A 23,858-nucleotide genomic window follows, 5' to 3' on the forward strand; every position below is an offset into this window, starting at 1 on the left:
CTTACTTGACCGTCTTCAGGTGCTGCTCGAAATCGGAGAAGGCCGGGCGCACGTTCGACGGCAGCGTCTTGCGGGCGAATTCCAGCGCGATCTTCGGGTTGTAGCCGCGCAGGCAGGCCAGCAGGGCGGTCTTCACCGATTCGTAGATGCGGCTGTCCTGTTCGGCGCGGGCTTCCATCGCCGCCGCCATCGGGCCGACGAAACCGTAGCCCAGCAGGATGCCGAGGAAGGTGCCGACCAGCGCACCGGCCACATGGCCGCCCACTTCGACGATGTCGCCGCCGATCGAGCCCATGGTGATGACGATGCCCAGCACCGCCGCCACGATGCCGAAACCGGGCAGTCCGTCGGCGACCTTGGTCAGCACCTGCGACGGCGCCATGGCTTCGGCGTGGTGCTTTTCCAGCTCCAGTTCCAGCAGCGGTTCCAGCTCGTGCGGCTCGATGTTGCTGCCGATCATCAGGCGCAGGCAGTCGGTGATGAAGTCGATCAGGTGGTGGTCGGCCTGCACCTTGGGGTAGTTGCCGAACAGCGCGCTCTCGGCTGGGCGCTCGACATGGTCTTCCAGTGCCATGAAGCCTTCGCGGCGCGCCTTGTTCAGCAGCTCATAGAGCAGGCTGAGCACATCGATGTAGTCCTGCTGCTTGTAACGTGGGCCCTTGAACACGCCCACCATCGCCTGCAGGGTCTGCTTGACCGTCTTGGCGGGGGTGCCGACCAGGAAGGCGCCGAGTGCGGCGCCGCCGATGATGACCAGTTCGTAGGGTTGCCAGAGGGCACCCAGGCGGCCGTGGGCACCGAGGTAGCCCCCGATCACGCTGATGATGACGACCAGGAATCCAACGATGATGAGCATGGCGCGACGCAAGGAGAGGGGATATCTCCTTGTCGGCCCGTCGCCTGGTTTTCTGAAGAGGGAATTCTGTGAAATCGGTCAGCGGGGTATTTCAGCCCGCCACGCCGGCCTCGGCACCGCCACGCTGCAGTGGATCGGGCCAGGGCTCGCCATTGCCGGTGAACGAAAGTGAGACGGAGTTCAGGCAGTGGCGCTCGTAGGTGGGCGGCGGACCGTCCGGGAATACGTGGCCGAGGTGGCTGCCGCAGCGCGCACAGGTGATCTCGGTGCGCACCATGCCGTGGCTGGTATCGCGGATCTCGCGCACGTGCGCCGGATCGAACGGGGCAAAGAAGCTGGGCCAGCCAGTGCCGGAATCGAACTTGGTACTGGAGCGGAACAGCGGCAGTGCACACAACCGGCAGCAGTAGACGCCCTCGCGCTTGTTGTCGAGGAACACCCCGCAGAACGGTGCTTCGGTGCCGTGCTGCAGCAGCACGCGGCGCTCCTCGCCGCTGAGGCCGGCGACCAGCGCCTCGGTCTGGGTGGCGGTGGGGGGCGTCAGATCGAAGGCAGTCATGGCGGCGCTCCGTGGGGTCGATGGCCTGTGGATGCAGGCAGACGTGGGGGTGATGGCGCGACCTTGCAAGTGTGATGGCCGTTCATGGGCGGCACACAGGGGGTGGCGCATGGTGAAGACGATCCACGCCGGAGCGTGCCATGAAATCGCCCCTTCCCCTGCTGCTTATCGCCCTGCTGCCTGCGTTGGCGCTGGCCCAGGTGCCGACCGGCGATCCGACCGCCACCCGCAGCAGCACCACCGTGGCGCCCACCCCGGTGGCACCGCCGCCACAGGCCGCGCGCCCGCAGCCGCAGGTGCTGCCCTCGCCGCAGCCGGCGCAGCCGATCAAGTCCACGGGGCCGGCCCAGGTCGCGCCGACGCCGGCACCGAAGCCGGCCGACAAGGTCTATGACCGCAACGGTCGCATCATTCCCGGCGTGCGCCCGGCCGGTCCCAACCGCGTGTTCGATTCGCGCACCGGGCGTTATCTCGACAGCGTGCCGCAGGGCGACGGCCAGCAGATCCGGTAAGGCCGGGCCACGCCCGGCGGCGCAGCTGAACCTCCGAAAACAACATCCTGCCGATCACTGCTTTTTCGCCTGCGATTAACCGTTCCGGGACCAACGTGGCCCTGCGCCGGCATTCCGCCGCCGCATGTCCTTCGTCCACTGGATCGCGATCATGAAAAACCAGCAGAACCGTCATCCCGGCAAGGAACCGCAGGGCCGCAACCCACAACAGCAGCAACAGCAGCAACAGATGGAGCCGCAGCAGTCGCACAAGGGCGGCAGGCAGCAGGAGCAGCGCTCGCAGAAGCATCCGCAGCAACGCTGACGGTCGCCATGGCCGGGGTCAGAGCCCGTTGCACGGGATCCGACCCCCTTGCCGATTCCTGATCGGGGTCGGATCCCGCACAGCGGGCTCTGACCCCACCCCCGCAGCGGCCTCAGTCCGGAATTGGCAGGCTGAGCGTTTCCTTCACCTCTTCCATCACGATGTAGCTCTTCGACTCACGTACGTGCGGCAGCGTCAGCAACGTGCTGCCGAGCAGCTTGCGGTAGGAGGCCATCTCGCTGATCCGCGCCTTCAGCAGGTAATCGAAGTCGCCCGACACCAGGTGGCACTCCAGCACGTTGGGCAGCTTCAGGGCCGCGCGCCGGAATTCCTCGAAGATGTCGCCGGACTTGTAGGCCAGGCTGATCTCCACGAACACCAGCAGGCTGGCCTTCACCGCCGCAGGGTCCAGGTGGGCGTGGTAACCGGTGATCACCCCCTCGCGCTCCAGCCGGCGTACGCGCTCGGTGCATGGGGTGGTGGACAGGCCGACCCGCTCACCCAGTTCGGTGAAGGAGATGCGGCCTTCGGCCTGCAGGATGCGCAGGATCTTGCGGTCGATCTTGTCCAGTTCACGGGTACGGGTGGCCATGGCCGTCAACCTTGGGGAATGAATTGCAGGAGAACATCCTGCCGGTCTATCACAAATCAGGCAAATCAACTGGTATCGGCTGTCTATACTTCCCCAATTATGGCCCCGGCACGCTCCAGTGCAGGGAATGATCGGGTTGGAGAAGTCCCATGCGAGTCCTAGTTCTCGGCAGCGGCGTGATCGGCACCACCAGTGCCTGGTACCTGCGACAGGCCGGGTTTGAAGTCACGGTCATCGACCGTCAGCCCGGCCCGGCGCTGGAAACCAGCTTCGCCAATGCCGGCCAGCTGTCGTTCGGCTACACCTCGCCGTGGGCGGCACCGGGCGTGCCGAAGAAGGCGATCGGCTGGCTGTTCGAGAAGCACGCGCCGCTGGCGATCCGGCCGGGCATGGACCTGGCCCAGTACCGCTGGCTGTGGCAGATGCTGCGCAACTGCACCCACGAGCGCTACGCGATCAACAAGGCGCGCATGGTGCGCATGTCCGAGTACAGCCGCGACTGCCTGAACGAGCTGCGCGCGCAGATCGGCATCGAATTCGAAGGCCGCGACCTGGGCACGACCCAGTTGTTCCGCACCCAGCAGCAGCTGGATGCCTCGGCGCAGGACATCGAGATCCTGGCCCAGTACGGCGTGCCGTACGAGGTGCTGGACCGTGCCGGCATCATCCAGGCCGAACCGGCCCTGGCCCACGTTGATGGCCTGGTCGGCGCGCTGCGCCTGCCGCGTGACCAGACCGGTGACTGCCAGCTGTTCACCCGCCGCCTGGCGCAGATGTGCGTGGACGCCGGCGTCGAGTTCCGTTTCGACCAGGACATCACCGGCCTGGAGTTCGACGGCGACCGCATCACCGGCGTGCGCATCGACGGCAAGCTGGAAACCGCCGACCGCTTCGTGGTTGCGCTCGGCAGCTATTCGCCGGCGCTGGTCGCACCGCTGGGCATGCGCCTGCCGGTGTACCCGCTGAAGGGCTACTCGCTGACCCTGCCGATCACCGACCCGGCGATGGCACCGACCTCGACCATCCTCGATGAGAGCTACAAGGTGGCGGTGACCCGCTTCGACGACCGCATCCGCGTCGGTGGCATGGCCGAAGTGGCCGGTTTCGACCTGTCGCTGTCGCAGCGCCGCCGCGAGACCCTGGAGCTTGTGGTCAGCGACCTGTACCCGAAGGGCGGCGACCTGTCGCGCGCGCAGTTCTGGACCGGCCTGCGCCCGGCCACGCCGGACGGCACGCCGGTGATCGGCGCCACGCCGTTCCGCAACCTGTACCTCAACACCGGCCACGGTACGCTGGGCTGGACCATGGCCTGCGGCTCGGGCCGCTATCTGGCCGACCTGATGAGCGCGCGCCAGCCGCAGATCAGCACCGAAGGTCTGGATATTTTCCGCTACGGCCAGTACGGTCACGCGCCGCAACACGAGAACCGCACATGCGTCCTGCCCGCGCGCTGATCGATCTGGGCGCTCTGCGCAGCAACTACCGGCTCGCCCGTGAACTGGGCGGTGGCAAGGCCCTGGCGATCATCAAGGCCGATGCCTATGGCCATGGTGCGGTGCGCTGTGCACAGGCGCTGGAAGACGAGGCCGATGGCTTCGGCGTGGCCACCATCGAAGAAGCGCTGGAACTGCGCCAGGCCGGCATCCGTGCGCCGATCCTGCTGCTGGAAGGCATCTTCGAACCCAGCGACATGGCGCTGGTGGCCGAGCATGATTTCTGGTTCGCCGTTGGTTCGCCGTGGCAGCTGGAGGCCGTCGCCGCCTTCGACAGCCCGCGCCCGCTGACGGTTTGGCTGAAGCTGGATAGCGGCATGCATCGCCTCGGTCTGGACGTGGACAGCTTCCGCGCGGCGCACGCGCGCCTGTCAGCGCTGCCGCAGGTTGAGCGCATTGTGCTGATGACTCATCTGGCACGTGCTGACGAGCTGGACAGCGAGCGCACCCACGAACAGGCCGCGACCTTCGCGCGGGCCATCGACGGCCTGGACGGCGAGACCAGCGTGTGCAATTCGCCGGCGCTGCTGGGCTGGCCGGATGTACGCAGTGATTGGGTACGCCCGGGCCTGATGCTGTACGGCGCCAACCCGCTGCCGGATGCTTCGGAGATCACCGCGCGCCTGCGCCCGGTGATGACGATGCAGTCCAAGGTGATCGCCGAGCGTTGGATCGAGGCGGGTGAGCCGGTCGGCTATGGCGCCCGCTTTGTCTCGAAGGCACGCACCCGCGTTGGCGTGGTCGCGCTGGGTTACGCCGATGGTTACCCGCAGTTCGCGCCGAACGGTACGCCCGTGCTGATCGATGGCCAGCCCGGTGCGCTGATCGGCCGCGTGTCGATGGACATGCTGACGGTGGACCTGACCGCGCATACGCAGGCCGGTATCGGCAGCGTGGTGGAGCTGTGGGGCACTGCACCGACGCTGTCCGAGCTGGCGCCGCGCTGTGGCGTGAGTGCTTACCAGCTGCCCTGCGCGGTCAAGCGCGTGGCCAGGGTGTACGTGTAGAGCCGAGCCCGCGCTCGGCTCTGGCAGCTGCCGACCTTGGTCGGCGCCGTGAATGCGTGTCGACCAAGGTCGACACCCACCGATGGGCCTACCGCGCGGCGGTCGCCTGGCTGGCCAGCTGGCGCTTGACCCAGTCATCGATCAGGCGCTTCTCGTAGCGCAGCGGATCACTTTCGCTCTTCAGCCCAACGTTGTGCAGGTAGCCGGTATCACTCAGGCGTGCGTCACCTTCACTGACGATGCGGCCGCTGGCGTCCTTCAACGTGTACTGCAGGGTGATCCGCGGTGGGTAGATGTCGCGCATGATGCGGATGTCGCGCCCGCGCGGGCCATGCCACGGCTCGTAGTCACCGGCTCGCTTGATGTCGACCAGGGTCACATCCAGGGTCTGCCCCGGTTGCAATGGTTTGGCGGCGGTGGTCTGCACGTAGCGCGCCAGCTGCTGGACCCAGTCGCCGCGTTCGGCCTCGAAGCGGTTGCTGCTCTGGCGGATCTCGGTGAATTTGGCCGGATCGTCCCACTTCACGCTGACCGGGCCATCGGCCTGCAGCGCGCGCGGGGCTTCCGGATCGGTCACCGCGCGTGGCGCAGCATTGGCGCCGCCTGCCAGGAGGGCACCGGCCAGCAGAAGGGCGGTAGCAAGTGAGCGGTTCATGACGGTCTCCTGCATCCCCTGAGAGGGGCGATAGTGTTCACGGATCGAGTGTGATCCCGCTCCCGGGCAACGGCAATGGCCGAATGCGTCATGCGCAAGAGCGGTTGCCGCCAATTCATCGTCGTCAACCCTGACTGACGGCGCTTGACGCTGTGAATACGCTCTCTGGAAGATGCTGTGCCTCCAATCCGGCCCGTCCAGACGCCCTTGTCCACACTGCCGCCCCTAGTGGAGCGCCCACCGATGATGGTGCCGGCGCCCGAACCCGACCTGCATCATGGCGTGCTTGAGCGCATCAACGCCGGTTTCTGCGTGATCCAGGTGCTGTTCGAGGGTGACCGCGCGGTGGACTACCGTTTCATCGAGGTCAACGACGCGTTCGAGCGCCATACCGGCCTGAAGGATGCCCGGGGGCAGCGCATGACGGCGCTGGAGCCGCACCACGAGCAGGACTGGTTCCGCATCTACGGCGAGGTCGCACGCAGCGGCCGGCCGGCGCAGTTCGAAATGGAAGCGCGTGCGCTGGGCCGCTCGTTCGCGGTTGACGCGGTGCGCGTGGGACGGCCGGGAGAAGACAAGGTAGGCATCCTGTTCTTCGACATCACCGCGCGCAAGCAGATGGAAGTGGAGCTGGGCGAAAGCGAAGCCCGCTTCAGCGCACTGGCCGATGGCCTGCCGATGCCGGTGTGGGTGCTCGACGAGCGCGGCCACGCCCGCTTCGTCAACAGTGCCTTCAGCGAGTTCTTCGGTGGCGACGAAACCCGCGTTCCGGAGGATGTCTGGCGCGGCCTGGTGCACCCGGACGATGCGTCCGTATTCGAGTACGAGCTGCAGGAAGCACTGAAGGCGCAGCGTTCGATGCATGCGCTGGTACGCGCGCGGCGCGCCGATGGCCAGTGGCGCTGGCTGGAGATGAACGCGCGCCCGCGCTTCTCGCGCATGGGCCGCTTCATCGGCCTGGCCGGCAGCAGTCCGGACGTGACCGAGCGCCGCGAGATCGAACTGGCACGCGAGGAACTGCTGCAGTCCGAGCGCGCCGCACGCAGTGCCGCTGAGAACATGGCGCGGCTGAAGGACGAATTCCTGGCCACGCTGTCGCACGAGCTGCGCACGCCGCTGACCACCATCCTCGGTTGGAGCGAACTGCTGCTGCAGCGGGTGGACAACACCAGCCCGCTGTACAAGGGCCTGAACGTGATCGCCAACAGCGCCGGCGCGCAGAAGCGGCTGATCTCGGACATGCTCGACCTCAGCAGCATGCTGCTGGGCAAGGTACAGCTGGAGGTGGAAGTGCTGGACCTGCGCACGCTGCTTGGCGAAGCCATCGGCGCGCAGGAACTGGTGGCCGAGGGCAAGGCGCTGGACGTGCACCTGCAGTTGCCCGAGCAGCCAAGCCCCGTGCTCGGCGATGCCACCCGCCTGCAGCAGGTGTTCTGGAACCTGCTGTCGAACGCAATCAAGTTCACCCCGGCCGAAGGCCGCATCGACGTGCAGCTGCAGGCCGACGGCAACCACTGGGTGATTACGGTGCGCGATACCGGTGATGGCATCGCACCGGAGTTCCTCAACCACCTGTTCAGCCGCTTCCGCCAGGCCGATGGTACCACCACGCGCCGCCATGGCGGCCTCGGCCTGGGCCTGGCGATCGTGCAGCAGCTGGTCGAACTGCACGGCGGCACCGTTGCCGCCGCCAGCGAAGGCCATGGCCACGGCGCCACGTTCACCGTGAGCCTGCCCCAGCACCTGCCGGATGCCGAGCGCCGGCCGCTGCGCGAAGTCATCAGCGGGCCGATCCTGGAGCCGGTGATCGTCGAGCCGTATCCGCTGCGGGGCATGCATGTGCTGGCGGTGGAAGACCAGCCGGAGGTGCTGGAATACCTGCGGCGCATGCTGGAAGAGCAGGGCGCCAGCGTATCGGCGGCCAGTTCGGCCGGCGAGGCGCTGGCACTGCTGGCCGACACCGGCCATCTGCAGTACCACGTGATGCTGACCGACATCGGCATGCCGGGCATGGATGGCTACGGGCTGGTGCGCACGCTGCGCGAGGACATGGGCGTGGATGCCGCGATGTTGCCTGCGGTGGCGGTGACCGCGCTGGCGCGTGCCGATGACCGCCGCCGTGCGTTGGCGTCGGGCTTCCAGGAGCATGTCGCCAAGCCGTACTCGGTGGCGCAGCTGGTGTCCGCCGTGCGCAAGGTGCAGGTACCGCGCGCCGACAGCGCGCTGCACTGAGCATTCACGGCCGATCGGCGACCCTGCAGGCAGGAGGTCGCCGATGTCCCGCATAGCTCCCCGCATCCATACCGGCCCGGCGCAGATCGCGCGCCTGGAAGCCCTGCTGCCGCAGCTGGAAGGCGAAACGCAGGTGGAACTGACCCTGCACGATGGCCGGCGCCTGCTCGGCACGGTGGCGGTGAAGCCGACCGTGCAGCAGTACCGCAACGACGCCGGCGATGAAGGCAGCAACGGCCAGCTGAGGTTGGACGACTACGACACGCCGGTGCAGCAGCACCATGTCTGGCTGGACGAGATCGCCAGCATCCGCAGGTTGCCGCCGAGGATCGCGTAATCCGGTAGCGCCGGGCCACGCCCGGCGACCGCACGCCGATCCATCACGCTCAATGTTCGAACAACGTCGGCGTCGCCTCGAACCGCCGCGCATAGGCGCGTTCCTCCGCGACCCGCGCCACCTCGTCGTCGGCCAGGTCCGGCGCACCATACACCGCGTAGGCCACGCTGCCGTCGGCGCCATGGCCGACCTGGTGCAGCCGGTAGCGTGAGTGGCCGCCGCCGGTATCCTCGGGGTAGTGCACGGGCGGATGGCTGCCTTCCAGGTCCATTTCACTGTTGTCGACCACGCCACCGACGAACAAGGCTCGCATGCAGGTTCTCCTGGGTTTCCGGGGGAGCCTCTACCCTGAACGTTCCAATGTTGCTGGCGGATCAAGGCCCCGTTCGGGTTTCGCAAAGCGGCCTGGCGGGGCCGGCCCGGCCAAGCCGGTACAATGGACGGCCCTCACGCTTGAAGTACCCGCGCCGATGGCCTCCAGCGACGACGCCCCCCTGCAGACCCTGTTCCTGCCGTTCTCCCAAGGTGCCCTGCGCTGGCCGGAGGGTCCGGTGGCCTTCCTGCGTGCCCGCGACGGTTGGCCGTTGCGCGAGGCCGCTGGCAACCGCGAGGTGCACTGCGAGCAGAGTTTTGCCCCGTTCGCGCAGCCGCTGCAGCAGGCTGCGGGCTGGACCGTCAGCGGCCAGCTGGACGATGCCGCGGGCAAGGGCCGCTACCCGCTGGTGCTGGTGCTGCCGCCGCGCCAGCGCGAAGAAGCCCGTGCACTGTTCGCCCGCGCGCTGGCGCTGGTCGCCGACGGCGGTCGCATCGTTGCCTGCCAGTCCAACAACGAAGGCGCGCGCTCGGGCGAGGGCGACCTCAAGCAGTTGGCCGGCCTCGGTGGCAGCGTGACCAAGAACCATTGCCGCGTGTACTGGACCGCCCCGCTGCAGGGCCAGCACGATGCCGACCTGGCCAAGCGCTGGTCGGCGCTGGATGCGGTGCGCCCGATTGTCGGGGGCCGTTTCCTCAGCCGCCCGGGCGTGTTCGCCTGGGACCGCATCGATCCGGCGTCGGCGCTGCTGGCCGAGCACCTGCCGGCCGACCTGGCCGGGCGTGCCGCCGACCTCGGCGCGGGCTACGGCTACCTGTCGCGCGAGCTGCTGGAGCGTTGCCCGAAGATCACCGCGCTGGACCTGTACGAGGCCGAGCAGCGCGCGTTGGCGCTGGCCGAGCTGAACCTGGCGCCGCCGCCGCGCCCGCTGCCGCTGCGCTTCCTGTGGCAGGACGTCACCGCCGGCATCGAGCCGGGCTACGACGTCATCATCAGCAATCCGCCGTTCCATACGCCGTCGCGTGCCGATCGCCCGGACATCGGCCAGCGCTTCATCGCCGTGGCCGCGCAGGCGCTGCGCCCAGGCGGGCGCCTGTACGTGGTGGCCAACCGCCATCTGCCGTACGAGCACACCCTCAACGACAGCTTCGGCGCGGTGCGCGTGGTCGCCGAGCGCGATGGCTTCAAGCTGGTCGAGGCAGTGAAGGGCAAGGGCCGATGAAGCTGGTCAAGCACATCGCCAACCTGGGCTACGGCAGCCGCAAGCAGGTGCAGTGGATGTTCCGCGAGGGACGCGTCACCGACGCCGACGGCGAGGTGCTGTACGCCGACGACCAGGTGCCGCACGAGGCCATCCGCGTTGACGGCGAGCCGCTGGACCCGCCGGCCGGGTTGTCGATCGCGCTGCACAAGCCGGCCGGCTACACCTGCTCGACCAAGGACACCGGCCGCCTGATCTACGACCTGCTGCCGCCGCGTTTCCGCGACCGCGATCCGGTGCTCTCCACGGTCGGCCGCCTCGACCGCGAGACCAGTGGCCTGCTGTTGCTGACCGACGACGGTGGCCTGCTGCACCGGATCATCTCGCCGAAGTCGAAGCTGCCCAAGGTCTACGAGGTGGAGCTGAGCGACGACCTGCGCGGCGACGAGGTCGCGCTGTTCGCCAGCGGCACGCTGATGCTGGAGTCCGAGAAGACGCCCCTGCTGCCGGCTGAACTGGAGGTGCTGGATGCGCGTCGCGCGCGCCTGGTGCTGCACGAAGGCCGCTACCATCAGGTACGCCGCATGTTCGCCGCCACCGGCAACCACGTGCAGGCCCTGCATCGCAGCCGCGTTGGCGGGCTGGACCTGCAGGGGCTGGACGAAGGGCAATGGCGGCAGCTCACTTCCACCGATCTGGATACGCTGTTCGCTCCATGACCACCATCGCTGCGCTGCCGTTCCTCCCCGACGCCGTCATCTTCGACATGGACGGCCTGATGATCGACAGCGAGCGGGTCTCGCTGGCCTGCTGGAGCCAGGCCGCCGACGAGTTCGGACTGGGCCTGGATGAAACGGTGTTCCTGCGCATGGTCGGCCTCGGTGATCGCGACACGCACGCGCTGCTGCGTGCGCAGGGCATCGAGGACAGCGTGATCGAGGCGGTGGCCGTGCGCTGCCACGAGCTGTATGAAGCACGCACGCAGACCGGCCTGCCCTTGCGGCCGGGCATCCTGGAGCTGCTTGAACTGCTGAAGGCGCATGCGGTTCCGCGCGCGGTGGCGACCACCACGCGGCAGCCACGGGCCAACCGCAAGCTGGCGGCGGCCGGGCTGCTGCCGTATTTCGATGCGGTGATCACCAGTGGTGATGTTGCGCGGCCGAAGCCGGCGCCGGACATCTACCTGCTGGCGGCACAGCGGCTGGGGCAGGCGCCCGAGCGATGCCTGGCGCTGGAAGACTCTCCGGCCGGTACGCGCGCGGCGCTGGCCGCCGGAATGACCGTGATCCAGGTACCGGACCTGGTGCATCCGGATGAAGAGTTGCGTGCACTCGGCCACCGCATCGTTGGTTCGCTGGTGGACGCGCACGCGCTGCTGCTGCCGTTGTTGCCGAAATAAGGTGGGTGCCAACCTCGGTTGGCACTGAGCCGAGCATGGCTCGGCTCTACATCTATTGGTAGGTGCCGACCGTTGGTCGGCACGCTTTCCCCATCACACCCGCCCGAACACCAGTGCGGCGTTGGTGCCACCGAAGCCGAAGCTGTTGGACATCACCGTATCCAGCTGCTGCTCGCGGCTTTCACGCAGGATCGGGAAGCTCTCCACCTTCGGGTCCAGCTCGCCGATGTTGGCCGAACCGGCGACGAAGCCGTCGCGCATCATCAGCAGGCAGTAGATCGCCTCATGCACGCTGGCCGCGCCCAGCGAGTGGCCGGACAGTGCCTTGGTCGACGACAGCGGCGGCACCGCGTCGCCGAACACTTCGCGGATGGCGTTGAGTTCGGTGACATCGCCCAGCGGTGTCGAGGTGCCGTGGGTGTTGAGGTAGTCCAGCGGGCGATCGACGCCCTGCAGGGCCATCTTCATGCAGCGCACCGCGCCTTCACCGGACGGAGCAACCATGTCGGCACCGTCGGAGGTGACGCCATAGCCGATCAGCTCGGCATGGATGTGCGCGCCGCGGGCTACGGCGTGGTCGTAGTCTTCCAGCACCAGCATGCCGCCGCCACCGGCGATGACGAAGCCGTCGCGGTCCTTGTCGTACGGACGCGAAGCGCTGGCCGGGGTCTCGTTGAAGCTGGTCGACAGTGCGCCCATCGCGTCGAACATCACGCTCATCGACCAGTGCAGGTCTTCACCGCCACCGGCGAACATGATGTCCTGCGCGCCATGGCGGATCATGTCCGCTGCGGCACCGATGCAGTGCGCCGACGTCGCGCAGGCGGCCGACAGCGAGTAGCTGACGCCCTTGATCTGGTAGGCCGTGGCCAGGCAGGCCGAGACGGTCGAGCACATCGTGCGCGGCACCATGTACGGGCCGACCTTGCGCACGCCACGCTCGCGCAGCAGATCGACCGCGCCGATCTGCCATTCGCTGGAGCCGCCACCGGAACCGGCGATCAGGCCGGTGCGCAGGCTGCTGACCTGCTCGGCGCTGAGCCCGGCATCGGCGATGGCATCGCGCATGGCCAGATAGGCGAAGGCCGCCGCATCGCTCATGAAGCGCTTCTGCTTGCGGTCGATCAGCGCCTCCAGATCGAGGTCGACACGGCCGCCGACCTGGCTGCGCAGGCCCGCTTCGGCGTGGTCGGCCAGGGCGGTGATGCCCGAGCGCCCTTCGCGCAGCGCAGCCGAAACGGTATCCAGATCATTGCCGAGGCAGGACGTGATGCCCATGCCGGTGATGACGACGCGACGCATCAGAAGCTCCCGGTTTCAGTGAACAGGCCGACGCGCAGGTCGCGCGCGCTGTAGATTTCGCGGTCATCCACGTACATGCGGGCGTCCGACTGGGCCATCACCAGCTTGCGGTTGATGACACGGCTGATATCGATCTCGTAGCGCACCAGCTTGGCCTCCGGCAGCACCTGGCCGGTGAACTTCACCTCGCCACAGCCCAGCGCGCGGCCCTTGCCGGGGGCGCCCAGCCAGGTCAGGAAGAAGCCGGTCAGCTGCCACATGGCATCCAGGCCCAGGCAGCCGGGCATCACCGGGTCGCCGATGAAGTGGCAGCCGAAGAACCACAGGTCCGGGCGGATATCCAGTTCGGCGCGTACCATGCCTTTGCCATGCGGTCCGCCGTCCTCGCGGATTTCGGTGATGCGGTCGAACATCAGCATCGGGTCGTTGGGCAGACGGCCGGCGGCGGTGCCGAACAGTTCACCGCGTGCGCTGGCCAGCAGCTGTTCGCGGTTGAACGCGTGGAGACGGGTCATGAAGCACAATCCTGGAAGCGAAGAACAGGGAAACAAGTGCCGGAGAATGCCCGTGGAAACTGCGCCGATCAAACATTTCAACCGTACGCAACCGTAGTGTTTTCAAGGGAATACGCGCATCCTGTTGATGTGCAACGACCATACTTCGGCGTGTGGCCCGCCCGGCCCGCCCCCGCCTTTTCCACCTGACATGACCCGACTGCGCAAGATCATCCACGTTGACATGGACGCGTTCTACGCGTCGGTGGAGCAGCGCGACGATCCGTCACTGCGCGGCAAGCCGGTGGTCGTGGCATGGCGTGGTGCCCGCTCGGTGGTGTGTGCGGCGTCCTACGAGGCGCGCGTGTTCGGCGTGCGTTCGGCGATGCCTGCCGTGCGTGCCGAGCGCCTGTGCCCGGATGCGATCTTCGTGCCGCCGGACTTCACGCGTTACAAGGCGGTGTCACAGCAGGTACGCGCGATCTTCCTCCGCCATACCGACCTGGTCGAGCCGTTGTCGCTGGACGAGGCCTACCTGGACGTGACCGAGCCGAAGAGTGGCATCGAACTGGCCACAGACATCGCCCGCACCATCCGCGCGCAGATCCGCGAGGAAACGAACCTGACTGCTTCAGCCGGGATCGCGCCGAACAAGTTCCTGGCGAAGATCGCCTCGGACTGGCGCAAGCCTGATGGCCAGTTCGTGATTCCGCCGCAGCGCGTGGATGCGTTCCTGGCACCGCTGCCGGTGAACCGGGTGCCCGGCGTCGGCAAGGTCATGGAAGGCAAGCTGGCTGCGCGCGGCATCGTCACCTGCGGTGATCTGCGGCAGTGGGCGCTGATCGACCTGGAAGAGGCATTCGGCAGCTTCGGGCGCAGCCTGTACAACCGCGCACGCGGCATCGACGAGCGGCCGGTGGAGCCGGACCAGCAGGTGCAGTCGATTTCCTCGGAGGACACCTTCGCCGAAGACCTGCTGCTGGAAGACCTGACCGAGGCGATCGTGCAGCTGGCCGGGAAGACCTGGAACGCCACGCGCAAGACCGAGCGCATCGGCCACACCGTGGTACTGAAACTGAAGACCGCGCAGTTCCGCATCCTCACCCGCAGCTTCACCCCGGAGCGCCCGCCGGAATCGATGGAGGAGCTGCGTGACATCGCCCTGTCGCTGCGCGCGAGGGTGGATCTGCCGGCCGAGACGCGTTACCGCCTGGTCGGCGTCGGCCTGGGTGGCTTCCGCGAAAAGGAGCCGGTTGTGCAGGGGGAATTGTTCGAGCACACCCAGACCGATCCCCCCTGATCGTTCATCCACGCATGGCGTGGATCTACGTGTCGACCAAGGTCGACACCCACCAAGAGCAGGTCATTCCATCCAGACAGGTTGCGGAGACATGCCATCCAGACAGATCGCAGAGAACCGTCGAAGGCGGGGTGGGTCCGGTTGCGGGGGTGTCCGCGGCATGGATGCCGCGGCCAAGCCCCCAGGGATGGGTTTACGGCGTCCCCCGCAACCGGACCCACCTCGCCATCCCACGGATAGCCAGCTGTTGCTGTTGCTTCGGCTGTTGCCGTTGCATTGAGCAGGTGCAGGGCAGCAGCCCTGCAAAAGACCCCCTACCTCATGGCCACTGCATCTCGCCCTTGGCCACCTTCGCACTCAACTCCAGCGACGCCACGCCCGCCAGCTTCGGGTAGCGCGCCTGCATCGCCTGCACCAGCGCCGCACTGTCCTTGGCCTTGGCCGCCTCGGCATCGAACGCGCGGATGTAGTCCGCCGTGAACGTCAGCGCACTCGCATCCAGCGCCGCACCCGGCGCGTAGTGCCCCGGCACCACCACCTTCGGCTTCAGCGCCTGCAGCCGCTGCAGGGTCTGCAGCCAGTCGGCGTGCGATTTCGACGTCTGCGTATCGGCCATCCACACATGCTCGCCGGCCACCACCGGAATGCCGCCGACGATCGCGCGCAGCGACGGCACCCACAGCACCGTGCGGTCCGGGGTCGGGCCATCCAGGCCGATCAGCGGCAGACGCTGGCCTTCCAGCTGCAGGGCATCGCCATCCAGCACCTGCGGCACCACGATGCGTGCCGGCACGTCGGCACCCATTTTGGGCCCCCAGTAGGCCAGCTTGCCGGCCTGGGTCTGCTGGATGTGGGCAACGGTCTGCGCGGTGGCGACGATGCGCGCCTTCGGGAACGCATCCTGCAGCGTGGCCAGGCCGAAGTAGTAATCCGGATCGCCGTGGCTGATGTAGATGGTGGTCAGCTGCTTGCCGCTGGCGCGGATCAGCTCGACCAGCTTGCGCGCGTCGCTGGCGCCGAACTGCGCATCGACCAGGATCGCGTCGTGGCGGCCTTCGATCAGTACTGAAGACACCGAGAACATCGCCTGCGGGCCGGGATGGAAGGTCTGCAGGTGCAGTTGGGATTTCGTTGCCGAGGCCGGTGCCGGGGTGGCCGGTGCGGCCATCAGCGGAGCACTGGTGAAACTGGCGGCCAGGGCGAGGGGAAGCAGCAGGGCAGCGGTGCGCATGGGCAATTCCTCGTGTCGGATGCGGAGTCGAGCGTGGGCTATGCCGAGCGTCCTTGCCCGGCCCCCTACGGGCCGTCGCAAGCGACGTTGGCAACGGCTCCTGCCGTTGCCTTCGGCTCTACAGGTAGGTAGCGCCGGGCCATGCCCGGCGGGCGCCGTGATCAGTACGCCGCAGTGATGATCTGCTTCGGGTACTGGTGCGCTTCCAGCTCGGCGACGAACGCAGCGCCGTAGTCGGCGTAGCTGATGCGGCTGTGGCCGCTGGCGTCGGCAAGGAAGCTCTTGGGCTGCACGCGGTATTGGCCGCGCTCTTCGCCCGGGCCGATTTCGGCGGCCGGCGAGAAGAAGGTCCAGTCCAGGTCGTCCACCGCCTGCAGGCGATTGAAGGCTTCACGATGGGCCAGCGCGTACGGCTTGTAGGCCTCCGGGAAGTTGGGGGTATCGACCAGCTGCACGCCCGGCGCGACTTCCAGGCTGCCGGCGCCACCCACCACCACCAGGCGCGGTACACCGGCCTTGCGGGCGGCGGCGGCCAGCTGCGCGGCCACTTCGCCGACGCGGCCGATGTCATCGCCCGGACGCGGGCCATAGGCACTGGCCAGCACGTCGTGGCCGGCGATGGCGGCGACCAGGGCATTCTGGTCATCCAGCGAGGCGATCACCGGATGGGCGCCGGCCAGTTCGGCCGGGAGGTCCTGCGCGCTGCGCACGATGACGGTGAGTTCGTGGCCGTTGGCCAGCGCGTGGCGGGCGATCTGGCGGCCGATGTTGCCGGTGGAACCAACGAGGGCGATCTTCATGGCAGGACTCCGTGGGGCGGTGTGGGGTGGGAATGGGGCCACTCTAGGCCGCTGCAGTCGCTCGAAAAACAGCGTATAACGCGCTTGTTTGTTGCATGGATCGAGCATATGGACCGACTGACCGCCATGACCGTATTCGTCGAGGTGGCCGAACGCGGCAGCCTCACCGCCGCCGCCGAGGTGCTGGACATGTCGCGGGCGATGGTCACCCGCTACCTGGCCGAGGTCGAGGGTTGGCTGGGCGCGCGCCTGCTGCACCGGACCACGCGCCGGGTCAGCCTGACCGGACCCGGCGAGGCGGCGCTGGCGCGCTTCCGGCAGATGCTGGCCATCGGCGAGGAACTGCAGGGCGAGTTGGCCAGCGACGATCCCGAGCCGCACGGCACGCTGCGGGTGACCGCCAGCGTGTCGTTCGGGCAGAGCCACCTGGCGCGGGCGGTGGCCGGTTTCGTCGCACGCCACCCGGCGGCGCGCATCGAACTGCTGCTGGTCGACCGCATGGTGAACCTGGTGGAAGAGCGGGTGGACCTTGCGGTGCGCATCGCCCGCCAGATCGATCCCAGCCTGATTGCACGGCGGCTGGCCACCTGCCGCTCGGTGCTGTGCGCGACGCCGTCCTACCTGCAGGCGCGCGGTACGCCGACTGCACCGGAACACCTGGCCGCGCACAACTGCCTGACCCATCACTACGTCGGTAAGAGCCTGTGGCAGCTGCACCGCGATGGCCGTTCGCTGTCGGTGGCGGTGGGCGGCAACATCAGCGCCAACGAAGCCTCGCTGTTGCTGGAAGCAGTGCGTGCCGGTGCCGGCATCGCCATGCTGCCGACCTACCAGGTGGCGCCGCTGCTGCGTAGTGGCGAGCTGATCGAGTTGTTGCCCGAGTTCAGTCTGGACGAACTCGGCATTCATGCCGTGTACGCATCACGGCGCCAGCAGCCCGCTATCATGCGGCGATTCCTGGACTTCCTGGCCGAGTGTTTCGCCAGCCCGGCCTTCCAGGATCTGGATTGGCGCCCACCGGGCAAGGAGAACACATGAACCATGGACAGGCCTTGATCGACCACAACCGTGCTGCCTGGGACCGCCAGGCCAGCGAAGTGCGCGAATGGTCGCGCCCGGTGGAAAGCTCAACGATTGCCGCCGCGCGCGATGGCCGCTGGCAGGTGCACCTGACCCCGCGCGCGCTGCCGCTGGACTGGCTGGGTGATGTGCGCGGCCGCCGCATCCTGTGCCTGGCCTCGGGCGGTGGCCAGCAGGCACCGGTGCTGGCGGCGGCCGGTGCGGAGGTGACCGTGTTCGATCTGTCCGATGGCCAGCTCGAGCAGGACCGCAGGGTCGCGGCACGTGATGGACTGCAACTGCGCACGGTGCAGGGCGACATGCGCGATCTGCATGCCTTCGCCAACGACAGCTTCGATGTGGTCTTCCACCCGATCTCCAACCTGTACGTGCCCGACGTCCGGCCGGTGTGGACCGAATGCCGCCGCGTGCTGGCGCGCGACGGCATGCTGATGGCCAGCTTCTACAACCCGGTGCTGTTCGTCGGTGCGCGCGATCCACAGCTGGATGCCCAGGGCCTGATCCGGCCGCAGTACGCCATTCCCTATTCGGATCTGGAAGACCTGCCACCGGCCGAGCGCGAGGCGAAACTGGCGCGGGGCGATGCGCTGACCTTTGGCCATAGCCTGACCGAACTGATCGGTGGCCAGCTCGATGCCGGCTTCGTCATCGATCGCTTCATGGAAGATTGGCAGCCGCAGCCCCGCTTCCTGATCGACCGTTACCTGCCCACGTTCCTGGCCACGCGCGCGCGCCGGATCGGTTGAGGAAGGCCGGCCCAAAACACCGCGGCGTACAATGGACGGCCCCACGTCATGCAGGTGCCGTCCCTTGTCGTATCCGTATCCGCTGGTCGTGTTCGACCTCGATGGCACGCTGGTCGACAGCGCTGCCGATATTGCCGAAGCGCTGAACCGCACGCTGGATGACATCGGCGTGGCGCGCGTGCCGGAAGCCACCGTGCTGGGCTGGATCGGCGACGGTGTGCGTCGTCTGGTCGAACAGGCGGTGCAGGCCGCCGGCCGCGAGGTGGACCTGGCCGAGGTGATGCCGGTGTTCATGGTGCACTACCGTGAGTGCCTGCTGCGCAGCCCGCGCCTGTTCGATGGTGTGGCCGAAGCGCTGGCGCAACTGCGTGCGCGCAACGTGCCGCTGGCGATCTGCACCAACAAGCCCGAAGCACTGGTGCCGCCACTGCTGCAGCACCTGGGCATCGGTGATGCGTTCACGCTGGTGCTGGGCGGCGACTCGCTGGCGCAACGCAAGCCCAGCGGTGAGCCACTGCGGCACATCGCCGCGCATTTCGGGCTGCCGGCGGAGTCCTGCCTGATGGTGGGTGATTCGTTGACCGACTACCGCGCCGCCGAAGATGCCGGCATGCCGATCGCACTGGTGCGCTACGGCTATCCGCGCGGCCTGGACCTAGCCACCGCGCATGCGGTGGCGGTGATCGACGACCTGCGTGAACTGCCGGGGTTGGCCGCCGGCATTCCGGTGTAGCGGTAGATCGACGCCATGCGTCGATGGAAAAAGCGCCGGGAATGCCCGGCGCGTTTCCTCATTTCGGCTGGTAGCGCACGCTCAACTGGTACTCACGGCCGGGCTGGTTGAACCACGCCACGGTCTCGTAGTTGCGGTCGAACACATTGGCGGCACGCGCCAGCAGCGACCACGACGGCGTCAGCGCGTACTCGGCGCGCAGATCCAGCGTGCCGTAACCTCCCACCTTCACCGTGTTGGCGGCATCGTCGTAGCGCTTGCCGGCACCCTGCACGGTCAGGCCTGCGCGGAAGTCGCCGAAGCGGCGGTCGATGTCCAGGCGCGCGGTCTGCTGCGCGCGGCGTGGCAGCCAGTTGTCGAACTGGGTGCTGCCGCCGGTGCGGTTGCGCGGGTCGGTGTAGCTGAGCTGGGCGTTGATGTCGAAGCCGGCCAGCAGCACGCCACCGGTCAGTTCGGCACCGCGGATGCGGGCCTTCTCCACCTGCTGCATCTTGAAAGTCGCCGCATCGTAGGTGATCAGGTCATCGATGCGGGTTTCATACACGTCCAGGCCCCAGTGCCAGCCCTGGCCCTGCTGCGAAACGCCGAGGTTGGCGCTCTTGGACTTCTCCGGCTTCAACGTCGGCACGCCGCTCCACGGGTCGTACAGATCGCTGAAGGTCGGTGCCTTGAACGCCGTGCCATAGCTGGCGTTGACGCGCAGGCCGTGGCCCAGTTCCATGGCCCAGCCAACGCTGCCGGTAGCGTGGTTGCCGAACTGCTGGTTGTCGTCGTTGCGTGCGCTGGCCTGCAGCTGGTGGCGGCCGAAGCGGCCTTGGTACTGCACGAACACGCCGGTGTTGCGCCGGCTGTCGACAAGGTAACCCGCGCTGCTGCCATCCAGGTTGTCTTCGCTCCAGTCCACGCCTGCGCTCAGCAGCTGGCCCTCGGCCACGCCGAAGTCACCCTGCAGCGAGGCGCTGTCGCGGTGGGTCTGTGCGCTGCCGAACACCCCCGGTGCGCCGAAGTTGTCCGACTCGTTGTCACTGCGGCCGACGTTGGCGGTGAACGCCAGGCGTTCGGACGGGGTGTAGCGCACCTTGCCGGCCAGCACCTGCTGGCGGGTTTCCGAATAGTTGTAGTAACCGTCGTAATGGTTCTTGCCGTCGGCGCGCAGTGCGCTGCCTTCCACGTTCCACTGGTCATTGAAGGTGTAGCCACCGCGCAGGCTCTTGGACAGGTTGCGGTAGCCGTCACGATCGGGCTCGTCGGCGAAGCAGCCGGTGAACAGCGTGGCCGAGCCGCGGCAGGCATCGATGCCATCGGAATGCTGGTAGGCGATATCCGCACCGAACCAGCCGCGCTCGGTGCCGCCGCCGATGCCGCCGCTGGCTTCGCGCAGGCCGTTGCTGCCACCGCCAAGCTGGAAGTGCGGGGCGAAGTCACCCTGGTTGCGGCGGGTGAAGATCTGGATCACGCCACCGATGGCGTCGGCGCCGTACAGGCTCGACTGCGGGCCGCGCACGATTTCCACGCGTTCGATCTGCGCCAGCGGCAGGTCCTGGTACATGGCCAGGCCGAGGTCGGCGCTGTTGATGCGCACGCCATCCACCAGCACCACGGTGTGGCCGGAATTGGTACCGCGCAGGAACAGCGAGCTCTGCTTGCCGAGGCCGCCGGCATTGGTCAGGTTGATGCCGGCACGCCCGCGCAGCAGTTCCTGCAGCGAGGTGGCCTGGCTGGATTCGATCTGCGCGCGGTCGATCACCTGTGCCGGCGCGATGCTGTCCTGCAGGGCGATCGGGGTGCGGGTGGCGGTGACCAGGATCTGGTCGAGCGCGGTGGTGTCCTCGTTGGCCTGTGCCAGCGCGGGCAGGGCGGCCAGCACGGCCAGGGACAGCATTCGGGACTGCAGCTTCATGGGGGACTCCAGGTGCCACGCACGCCCGCGTGGCGAAGGGGAGGAGCCGCGAAGGCAGGCATGCGCCGACGCCGCAGCGCACGCTGCGGTCATCCAGCGCCATGCCCACCGCATCGCGACCTGAGGCTTCCGGGCCGGTCTCCGGGCTTGCCGCCGGGTGGCCTGGGGCCACCGTCCAGGCGCCTTCCCATGCGCGCGGCACAGTGGCGGTGTTGCCTGGAACTGACGTGCTTACCGTTGCGGGGGCAGCGCCGGCCTGGCGTGGAAACACGCGTCACCGGCTTCCCGTTTCAACCTGCCGGCCACGGCCGCAGGTCACCTGGAAGTGGGCGCAGTCTACGGCATCGCAGGCAGTCCCGTTGCGTCGCGCCTGCGCGACTGCCTTTGCTGTGCCTTTAGAATGGTTGCTCGATCCCGTGGTGCCGTTGCCGATGTCCGCCCGTTTTCCGCTGTACCTGCGTTGCCCGTCCGGGACGCGCGCATGATCCTCGACCTGGTCCGCCATGCCGGCAACGGCCGTGATGAATACCTTGATGGCCGCAGCGACCCACCGCAGCTGGCCGGCCTGCCGCAGGAGCTGGTCGAGGCCTATGCCGGGCAGTGCTGGGAGCGGGTGATCAGTTCGCCGCGGCTGCGTTCGCTGCATACGGCCATGGCGCTGGCCACCCCGCGCGGGCTGGACGTCGAAGCGGACGAGGAATGGGAAGAGCTGGATTTTGGCGACTGGGACGGGCAATCGCTGTTCGACCTGCCGGAAGATGCGCTGGCTGCCTTCCACGCCGATCCGCATGCGTTCCCGCCGCCGAACGGCGAGAGCTGGGGACATTTCGAGCGGCGCATCGCGCGCGCGCTGGATCGCCTGCTTGATGATGATGACCCGGTGCCGACGCTGGTGGTCAGCCACGGTGGCCCGTTGCGCATGGTGCTGTCGCAGGTCTGCGGCCTGCCGATGTCGCTCTGCTGGGCCCTGCGTATCGACCACGGCACCCGCCTGCGGGTGTGGCTGGAGCGTGGCGAGGCCGGGCTGGTGGGTGAGCTGCTGGAACTGCAGCAGCCTTGAGCGCGCTCGCCGGGCATGGCCCGGCGAGCGCGTGCGCGGAGCCCTCAATCCTCGTCGGCACCCTCGGTCACGCTGTCCTCGGCGTCATCGTCGGCATCGAAGCGCTGCTCATGCACCGGGCCCGAGGCCGGGCCGGCTGCCTTCAGCGGATGCGCAGCGATGCGCGCTTCGTAATCCTGCACCAGTGCCTCGCGCTGTGGCTCGCTCAGCTCCTGCCAATGGCAGTCCAGCAACGCGCCTTCCAGCGAGTACAGCAGGTTCAGGCTGGGCTTGAAGCCGGCGCGCTTGACCTTGACGAAGGCGCCGACGGCTCCGATCGCGACCAGGTCGTCGCGGCTGCGCAGGCCGACCTGGCGCAGCCACGCCGCACTTTTCGGGCCGATGTTGCGCAGCTTCGGTGCGCTCATCCCAACGCCTCGACGAACACGCGGGCGATGGCTTCCAGGCCGGACTGATCCTCTGCGTCGAAGCGGCCGACCTTCGGGCTGTCGATGTCGAACACGCCGATCAGTTCATCGCCGCGCAGCAGCGGCACCACCAGTTCCGAACGCGAGGCCGAATCGCAGGCGATATGGCCGGGGAAGGCGTCGACGTCCTCCACGCGCTGGGTCACGCGCTGGCTGGCGGCGGCGCCACACACGCCCTTGTCCAGCGGAATGCGCACGCAGGCCGGCAGGCCCTGGAACGGGCCGACCACCAGTTCCTTGCCGTCGTACAGGTAGAAGCCCACCCAGTTCAGGTCGGGCAGGGCGTGATAGACCAGCGCAGATAGGTTGGCCGCGTTGGCGATGCGGTCGGACTCGCCGTAGACCAGGCCACGGGCCTGTTCCAGCAGCTGGGCGTATTGTTCCGGCTTGCTGCCGGTGAGCGAGGCATTGGCGAACATGCCCGCAGTCTAGCAAGCGCGCCGGGCCGGTGATAATGCACGCACTGTTGCCCCGTTGGAGCCCTCGATGCCGTTGCCCACCCCGTTGCCGCCGGCCCTGTTCGTTACCGGCACCGATACCGAGATCGGCAAGACCGCGGCCAGCACCGCATTGCTGCATGCGCTGCGCCGGCGCGGCCTGCGCGCGGTGGGCATGAAGCCGGTGGCCAGTGGCAGCGAGGACCGGGGGCAGGGCCTGCGCAACGAGGACGCGCTGGCGCTGCAGGCGGCCAGCTGGCCGGTGCCGGACTACACCGACCTGAATCCGTATGCGCTGCGGCAACCACTGGCACCGGAGCTGGCGGCGGCCGAGGACGGCGTGCAGGTGGAGCTGGCGCCGATCATCGCCGCGTTCGAGCGCCTGCGTGCACAGGCTGACATCGTGGTGGTGGAGGGTGTGGGCGGCTGGCTGGCGCCGGTCTCGGCTTCGCTGGACCAGCTCGACCTGGTGCGCGCGCTGCAGCTGCCGGTGCTGCTGGTGGTGGGCATGCGGCTGGGCTGCGTGAACCATGCGCGGCTGACCGCGCAATCACTGCAGGCCAGTGGCGTGGAATGCCTGGGCTGGATCGGCAACCACATCGACCCGGCCATGCAGCGCCAGGACGAAAACTTCGCCACGCTGCAGCAGCGCCTGCCGATGCCGTGCTGGGGGCGGCTGCCGCACCTGCCGGGGGCCGGCGGTGAGGCGCTGAGCGTGCATCTGTTCGACGCCTTATGTGCTGAAACGCGAAATCGATGCCGGAGAGGGTAGAGTCGACTGTCAGTCGACTCCCGCGCGTAGCGCGGGATTTTCGGGCATGCGGTGAAGTGCAGTCGACTAACAGTCG

Annotated in this window: 27 protein-coding genes and 1 riboswitch; of the genes, 15 read left to right on the forward strand and 12 right to left on the reverse strand. The window is 67.9% G+C overall.

The genetic code is table 11. The features are described 5' to 3' along the window. Position 1: 1 nt before the first annotated feature. Positions 2 to 856, reverse strand: a complete 855-nt coding sequence (gene motA / locus AC5P88_RS00660; RefSeq protein WP_005407915.1) for a flagellar motor stator protein MotA — start codon at positions 854 to 856, stop codon at positions 2 to 4. Between the two features lie 91 nt (positions 857 to 947). Continuing rightward, positions 948 to 1,415 carry a peptide-methionine (R)-S-oxide reductase MsrB gene (gene msrB / locus AC5P88_RS00665; protein ID WP_495224032.1) on the reverse strand — a complete coding sequence of 156 codons (468 nt, stop codon included), beginning with the start codon at positions 1,413 to 1,415 and terminating at the stop codon, positions 948 to 950. Between the two features lie 140 nt (positions 1,416 to 1,555). Here msrB and AC5P88_RS00670 point away from each other — a divergent pair, with 140 nt between their 5' ends. Both AC5P88_RS00670 and AC5P88_RS00675 read left to right on the forward strand, forming a co-directional pair. Then, entirely contained in the window at positions 1,556 to 1,927 is a 372-nt protein-coding gene (locus AC5P88_RS00670; RefSeq protein WP_111112863.1) for a classical arabinogalactan protein 4, read from the forward strand. A gap of 124 nt (positions 1,928 to 2,051) precedes the next feature. Then, positions 2,052 to 2,231, forward strand: a complete 180-nt coding sequence (locus AC5P88_RS00675; RefSeq protein ID WP_106549763.1) for a lana protein — start codon at positions 2,052 to 2,054, stop codon at positions 2,229 to 2,231. Positions 2,232 to 2,343: 112 nt separating this feature from the next. Here AC5P88_RS00675 and AC5P88_RS00680 read toward each other — a convergent pair whose 3' ends face one another. After that, positions 2,344 to 2,823 (reverse strand): Lrp/AsnC ligand binding domain-containing protein, encoded by a 480-nt coding sequence (locus tag AC5P88_RS00680; RefSeq protein WP_005407919.1) that lies wholly within the window; start codon positions 2,821 to 2,823, stop codon positions 2,344 to 2,346. 149 nt (positions 2,824 to 2,972) lie between these two features. Between AC5P88_RS00680 and AC5P88_RS00685 the strand changes: the two genes are divergently transcribed. Then, on the forward strand, positions 2,973 to 4,277 hold the full coding sequence (locus AC5P88_RS00685; protein ID WP_099552571.1) for a D-amino acid dehydrogenase: 1,305 nt from the start codon (positions 2,973 to 2,975) through the stop codon (positions 4,275 to 4,277). Further along, the gene (gene alr / locus AC5P88_RS00690) at positions 4,256 to 5,323 is read left to right on the forward strand and encodes an alanine racemase (RefSeq protein ID WP_495224033.1); all 1,068 of its coding nucleotides are present in this window, start codon (positions 4,256 to 4,258) and stop codon (positions 5,321 to 5,323) included. Before AC5P88_RS00685 ends, alr begins: the two co-directional genes overlap by 22 nt. A gap of 88 nt (positions 5,324 to 5,411) precedes the next feature. Here alr and AC5P88_RS00695 read toward each other — a convergent pair whose 3' ends face one another. Further along, positions 5,412 to 5,978, reverse strand: a complete 567-nt coding sequence (locus AC5P88_RS00695; protein ID WP_106549765.1) for a DUF3016 domain-containing protein — start codon at positions 5,976 to 5,978, stop codon at positions 5,412 to 5,414. Between the two features lie 243 nt (positions 5,979 to 6,221). Between AC5P88_RS00695 and AC5P88_RS00700 the strand changes: the two genes are divergently transcribed. Together AC5P88_RS00700 and AC5P88_RS00705 are read left to right on the forward strand one after the other, a co-directional pair. After that, positions 6,222 to 8,210 (forward strand): hybrid sensor histidine kinase/response regulator, encoded by a 1,989-nt coding sequence (locus AC5P88_RS00700; RefSeq protein WP_495224034.1) that lies wholly within the window; start codon positions 6,222 to 6,224, stop codon positions 8,208 to 8,210. 43 nt (positions 8,211 to 8,253) lie between these two features. Beyond that, positions 8,254 to 8,547, forward strand: coding sequence for a DUF3247 family protein (locus AC5P88_RS00705; protein ID WP_106549767.1), 294 nt, complete (start codon positions 8,254 to 8,256; stop codon positions 8,545 to 8,547). Between the two features lie 49 nt (positions 8,548 to 8,596). Here AC5P88_RS00705 and AC5P88_RS00710 read toward each other — a convergent pair whose 3' ends face one another. Continuing rightward, a complete protein-coding gene (locus AC5P88_RS00710) occupies positions 8,597 to 8,860 on the reverse strand; it encodes a hypothetical protein (RefSeq protein WP_005407925.1) in 264 nt (87 codons plus the stop codon). A gap of 157 nt (positions 8,861 to 9,017) precedes the next feature. Here AC5P88_RS00710 and AC5P88_RS00715 point away from each other — a divergent pair, with 157 nt between their 5' ends. Genes AC5P88_RS00715 through AC5P88_RS00725 form a run of 3 tightly spaced genes read left to right on the forward strand, consistent with a single transcriptional unit; the run spans position 9,018 to position 11,460 of the window. After that, positions 9,018 to 10,082, forward strand: coding sequence for a class I SAM-dependent methyltransferase (locus AC5P88_RS00715; RefSeq protein ID WP_495224036.1), 1,065 nt, complete (start codon positions 9,018 to 9,020; stop codon positions 10,080 to 10,082). Further along, positions 10,079 to 10,780: a pseudouridine synthase gene (locus AC5P88_RS00720; protein WP_111112858.1), complete on the forward strand. Its 702-nt coding sequence runs from the start codon at positions 10,079 to 10,081 to the stop codon at positions 10,778 to 10,780. The genes AC5P88_RS00715 and AC5P88_RS00720 overlap by 4 nt, the downstream gene beginning before the upstream one ends. After that, entirely contained in the window at positions 10,777 to 11,460 is a 684-nt protein-coding gene (locus AC5P88_RS00725; protein ID WP_495224037.1) for an HAD family hydrolase, read from the forward strand. The genes AC5P88_RS00720 and AC5P88_RS00725 overlap by 4 nt, the downstream gene beginning before the upstream one ends. 93 nt (positions 11,461 to 11,553) lie before the next feature. Here the strand turns inward: AC5P88_RS00725 and fabB are convergent, their stop codons facing one another. After that, positions 11,554 to 12,762, reverse strand: coding sequence for a beta-ketoacyl-ACP synthase I (gene fabB, locus AC5P88_RS00730; RefSeq protein ID WP_088428693.1), 1,209 nt, complete (start codon positions 12,760 to 12,762; stop codon positions 11,554 to 11,556). Further along, complete coding sequence (gene fabA / locus AC5P88_RS00735; RefSeq protein ID WP_286074862.1) at positions 12,762 to 13,277, reverse strand: 3-hydroxyacyl-[acyl-carrier-protein] dehydratase FabA; 516 nt, start codon at positions 13,275 to 13,277, stop codon at positions 12,762 to 12,764. Before fabA ends, fabB begins: the two co-directional genes overlap by 1 nt. A gap of 190 nt (positions 13,278 to 13,467) precedes the next feature. Between fabA and dinB the strand changes: the two genes are divergently transcribed. Further along, positions 13,468 to 14,556 (forward strand): DNA polymerase IV, encoded by a 1,089-nt coding sequence (dinB, locus tag AC5P88_RS00740; protein ID WP_049432292.1) that lies wholly within the window; start codon positions 13,468 to 13,470, stop codon positions 14,554 to 14,556. Between the two features lie 319 nt (positions 14,557 to 14,875). Here dinB and AC5P88_RS00745 read toward each other — a convergent pair whose 3' ends face one another. Beyond that, entirely contained in the window at positions 14,876 to 15,787 is a 912-nt protein-coding gene (locus tag AC5P88_RS00745) for an MBL fold metallo-hydrolase (RefSeq protein WP_495224038.1), read from the reverse strand. 161 nt (positions 15,788 to 15,948) lie between these two features. Beyond that, entirely contained in the window at positions 15,949 to 16,587 is a 639-nt protein-coding gene (locus AC5P88_RS00750) for an NAD(P)-dependent oxidoreductase (RefSeq protein ID WP_495224039.1), read from the reverse strand. A 108-nt stretch (positions 16,588 to 16,695) separates the two neighbouring features. On the opposite strand from AC5P88_RS00750, the gene AC5P88_RS00755 reads away from it, so the two are divergent. From AC5P88_RS00755 to gph, 3 genes are all read left to right on the forward strand, one after another. Next, positions 16,696 to 17,625, forward strand: a complete 930-nt coding sequence (locus tag AC5P88_RS00755; protein WP_197646747.1) for a LysR family transcriptional regulator — start codon at positions 16,696 to 16,698, stop codon at positions 17,623 to 17,625. Continuing rightward, a complete protein-coding gene (locus tag AC5P88_RS00760) occupies positions 17,622 to 18,413 on the forward strand; it encodes a class I SAM-dependent methyltransferase (protein ID WP_111202554.1) in 792 nt (263 codons plus the stop codon). The genes AC5P88_RS00755 and AC5P88_RS00760 overlap by 4 nt, the downstream gene beginning before the upstream one ends. Positions 18,414 to 18,477: 64 nt before the next feature. Next, a complete protein-coding gene (gene gph, locus AC5P88_RS00765) occupies positions 18,478 to 19,146 on the forward strand; it encodes a phosphoglycolate phosphatase (protein ID WP_495224040.1) in 669 nt (222 codons plus the stop codon). A gap of 58 nt (positions 19,147 to 19,204) precedes the next feature. Here the strand turns inward: gph and btuB are convergent, their stop codons facing one another. Next, positions 19,205 to 21,046: a TonB-dependent vitamin B12 receptor gene (gene btuB / locus AC5P88_RS00770; protein WP_495224041.1), complete on the reverse strand. Its 1,842-nt coding sequence runs from the start codon at positions 21,044 to 21,046 to the stop codon at positions 19,205 to 19,207. Between the two features lie 115 nt (positions 21,047 to 21,161). Further along, positions 21,162 to 21,384: riboswitch (cobalamin riboswitch) on the reverse strand. Between the two features lie 143 nt (positions 21,385 to 21,527). Between btuB and AC5P88_RS00775 the strand changes: the two genes are divergently transcribed. After that, positions 21,528 to 22,106 carry a histidine phosphatase family protein gene (locus AC5P88_RS00775; protein WP_286074868.1) on the forward strand — a complete coding sequence of 193 codons (579 nt, stop codon included), beginning with the start codon at positions 21,528 to 21,530 and terminating at the stop codon, positions 22,104 to 22,106. 44 nt (positions 22,107 to 22,150) lie between these two features. Here the strand turns inward: AC5P88_RS00775 and AC5P88_RS00780 are convergent, their stop codons facing one another. Both AC5P88_RS00780 and AC5P88_RS00785 read right to left on the reverse strand, forming a co-directional pair. Next, positions 22,151 to 22,513 (reverse strand): TfoX/Sxy family protein, encoded by a 363-nt coding sequence (locus AC5P88_RS00780; RefSeq protein ID WP_495224042.1) that lies wholly within the window; start codon positions 22,511 to 22,513, stop codon positions 22,151 to 22,153. Further along, a complete protein-coding gene (locus tag AC5P88_RS00785) occupies positions 22,510 to 22,992 on the reverse strand; it encodes a GAF domain-containing protein (protein WP_106549780.1) in 483 nt (160 codons plus the stop codon). The genes AC5P88_RS00780 and AC5P88_RS00785 overlap by 4 nt, the downstream gene beginning before the upstream one ends. Positions 22,993 to 23,059: 67 nt before the next feature. Here AC5P88_RS00785 and bioD point away from each other — a divergent pair, with 67 nt between their 5' ends. Continuing rightward, positions 23,060 to 23,782: a dethiobiotin synthase gene (bioD, locus tag AC5P88_RS00790; RefSeq protein ID WP_495224043.1), complete on the forward strand. Its 723-nt coding sequence runs from the start codon at positions 23,060 to 23,062 to the stop codon at positions 23,780 to 23,782. The last annotated feature ends 76 nt before the right edge of the window (positions 23,783 to 23,858 follow it).

The organism is Stenotrophomonas sp. YJH_SMC_8, assembly GCF_059371315.1.

Excerpts from the sequence above, each read along its gene's own strand:
- motA (WP_005407915.1), bottom strand. The coding sequence starts at position 856 with ATGCTCATCATCGTTGGATTCCTGGTCGTCATCATCAGCGTGATCGGG.
- msrB (WP_495224032.1), bottom strand. The coding sequence starts at position 1,415 with ATGACTGCCTTCGATCTGACGCCCCCCACCGCCACCCAGACCGAGGCG.
- AC5P88_RS00670 (WP_111112863.1), top strand. The coding sequence starts at position 1,556 with ATGAAATCGCCCCTTCCCCTGCTGCTTATCGCCCTGCTGCCTGCGTTG.
- AC5P88_RS00675 (WP_106549763.1), top strand. The coding sequence starts at position 2,052 with ATGTCCTTCGTCCACTGGATCGCGATCATGAAAAACCAGCAGAACCGT.
- AC5P88_RS00680 (WP_005407919.1), bottom strand. The coding sequence starts at position 2,823 with ATGGCCACCCGTACCCGTGAACTGGACAAGATCGACCGCAAGATCCTG.
- AC5P88_RS00685 (WP_099552571.1), top strand. The coding sequence starts at position 2,973 with ATGCGAGTCCTAGTTCTCGGCAGCGGCGTGATCGGCACCACCAGTGCC.
- alr (WP_495224033.1), top strand. The coding sequence starts at position 4,256 with ATGCGTCCTGCCCGCGCGCTGATCGATCTGGGCGCTCTGCGCAGCAAC.
- AC5P88_RS00695 (WP_106549765.1), bottom strand. The coding sequence starts at position 5,978 with ATGAACCGCTCACTTGCTACCGCCCTTCTGCTGGCCGGTGCCCTCCTG.
- AC5P88_RS00700 (WP_495224034.1), top strand. The coding sequence starts at position 6,222 with ATGATGGTGCCGGCGCCCGAACCCGACCTGCATCATGGCGTGCTTGAG.
- AC5P88_RS00705 (WP_106549767.1), top strand. The coding sequence starts at position 8,254 with ATGTCCCGCATAGCTCCCCGCATCCATACCGGCCCGGCGCAGATCGCG.
- AC5P88_RS00710 (WP_005407925.1), bottom strand. The coding sequence starts at position 8,860 with ATGCGAGCCTTGTTCGTCGGTGGCGTGGTCGACAACAGTGAAATGGAC.
- AC5P88_RS00715 (WP_495224036.1), top strand. The coding sequence starts at position 9,018 with ATGGCCTCCAGCGACGACGCCCCCCTGCAGACCCTGTTCCTGCCGTTC.
- AC5P88_RS00720 (WP_111112858.1), top strand. The coding sequence starts at position 10,079 with ATGAAGCTGGTCAAGCACATCGCCAACCTGGGCTACGGCAGCCGCAAG.
- AC5P88_RS00725 (WP_495224037.1), top strand. The coding sequence starts at position 10,777 with ATGACCACCATCGCTGCGCTGCCGTTCCTCCCCGACGCCGTCATCTTC.
- fabB (WP_088428693.1), bottom strand. The coding sequence starts at position 12,762 with ATGCGTCGCGTCGTCATCACCGGCATGGGCATCACGTCCTGCCTCGGC.
- fabA (WP_286074862.1), bottom strand. The coding sequence starts at position 13,277 with ATGACCCGTCTCCACGCGTTCAACCGCGAACAGCTGCTGGCCAGCGCA.
- dinB (WP_049432292.1), top strand. The coding sequence starts at position 13,468 with ATGACCCGACTGCGCAAGATCATCCACGTTGACATGGACGCGTTCTAC.
- AC5P88_RS00745 (WP_495224038.1), bottom strand. The coding sequence starts at position 15,787 with ATGCGCACCGCTGCCCTGCTGCTTCCCCTCGCCCTGGCCGCCAGTTTC.
- AC5P88_RS00750 (WP_495224039.1), bottom strand. The coding sequence starts at position 16,587 with ATGAAGATCGCCCTCGTTGGTTCCACCGGCAACATCGGCCGCCAGATC.
- AC5P88_RS00755 (WP_197646747.1), top strand. The coding sequence starts at position 16,696 with ATGGACCGACTGACCGCCATGACCGTATTCGTCGAGGTGGCCGAACGC.
- AC5P88_RS00760 (WP_111202554.1), top strand. The coding sequence starts at position 17,622 with ATGAACCATGGACAGGCCTTGATCGACCACAACCGTGCTGCCTGGGAC.
- btuB (WP_495224041.1), bottom strand. The coding sequence starts at position 21,046 with ATGAAGCTGCAGTCCCGAATGCTGTCCCTGGCCGTGCTGGCCGCCCTG.
- AC5P88_RS00775 (WP_286074868.1), top strand. The coding sequence starts at position 21,528 with ATGATCCTCGACCTGGTCCGCCATGCCGGCAACGGCCGTGATGAATAC.
- AC5P88_RS00780 (WP_495224042.1), bottom strand. The coding sequence starts at position 22,513 with ATGAGCGCACCGAAGCTGCGCAACATCGGCCCGAAAAGTGCGGCGTGG.
- AC5P88_RS00785 (WP_106549780.1), bottom strand. The coding sequence starts at position 22,992 with ATGTTCGCCAATGCCTCGCTCACCGGCAGCAAGCCGGAACAATACGCC.
- bioD (WP_495224043.1), top strand. The coding sequence starts at position 23,060 with ATGCCGTTGCCCACCCCGTTGCCGCCGGCCCTGTTCGTTACCGGCACC.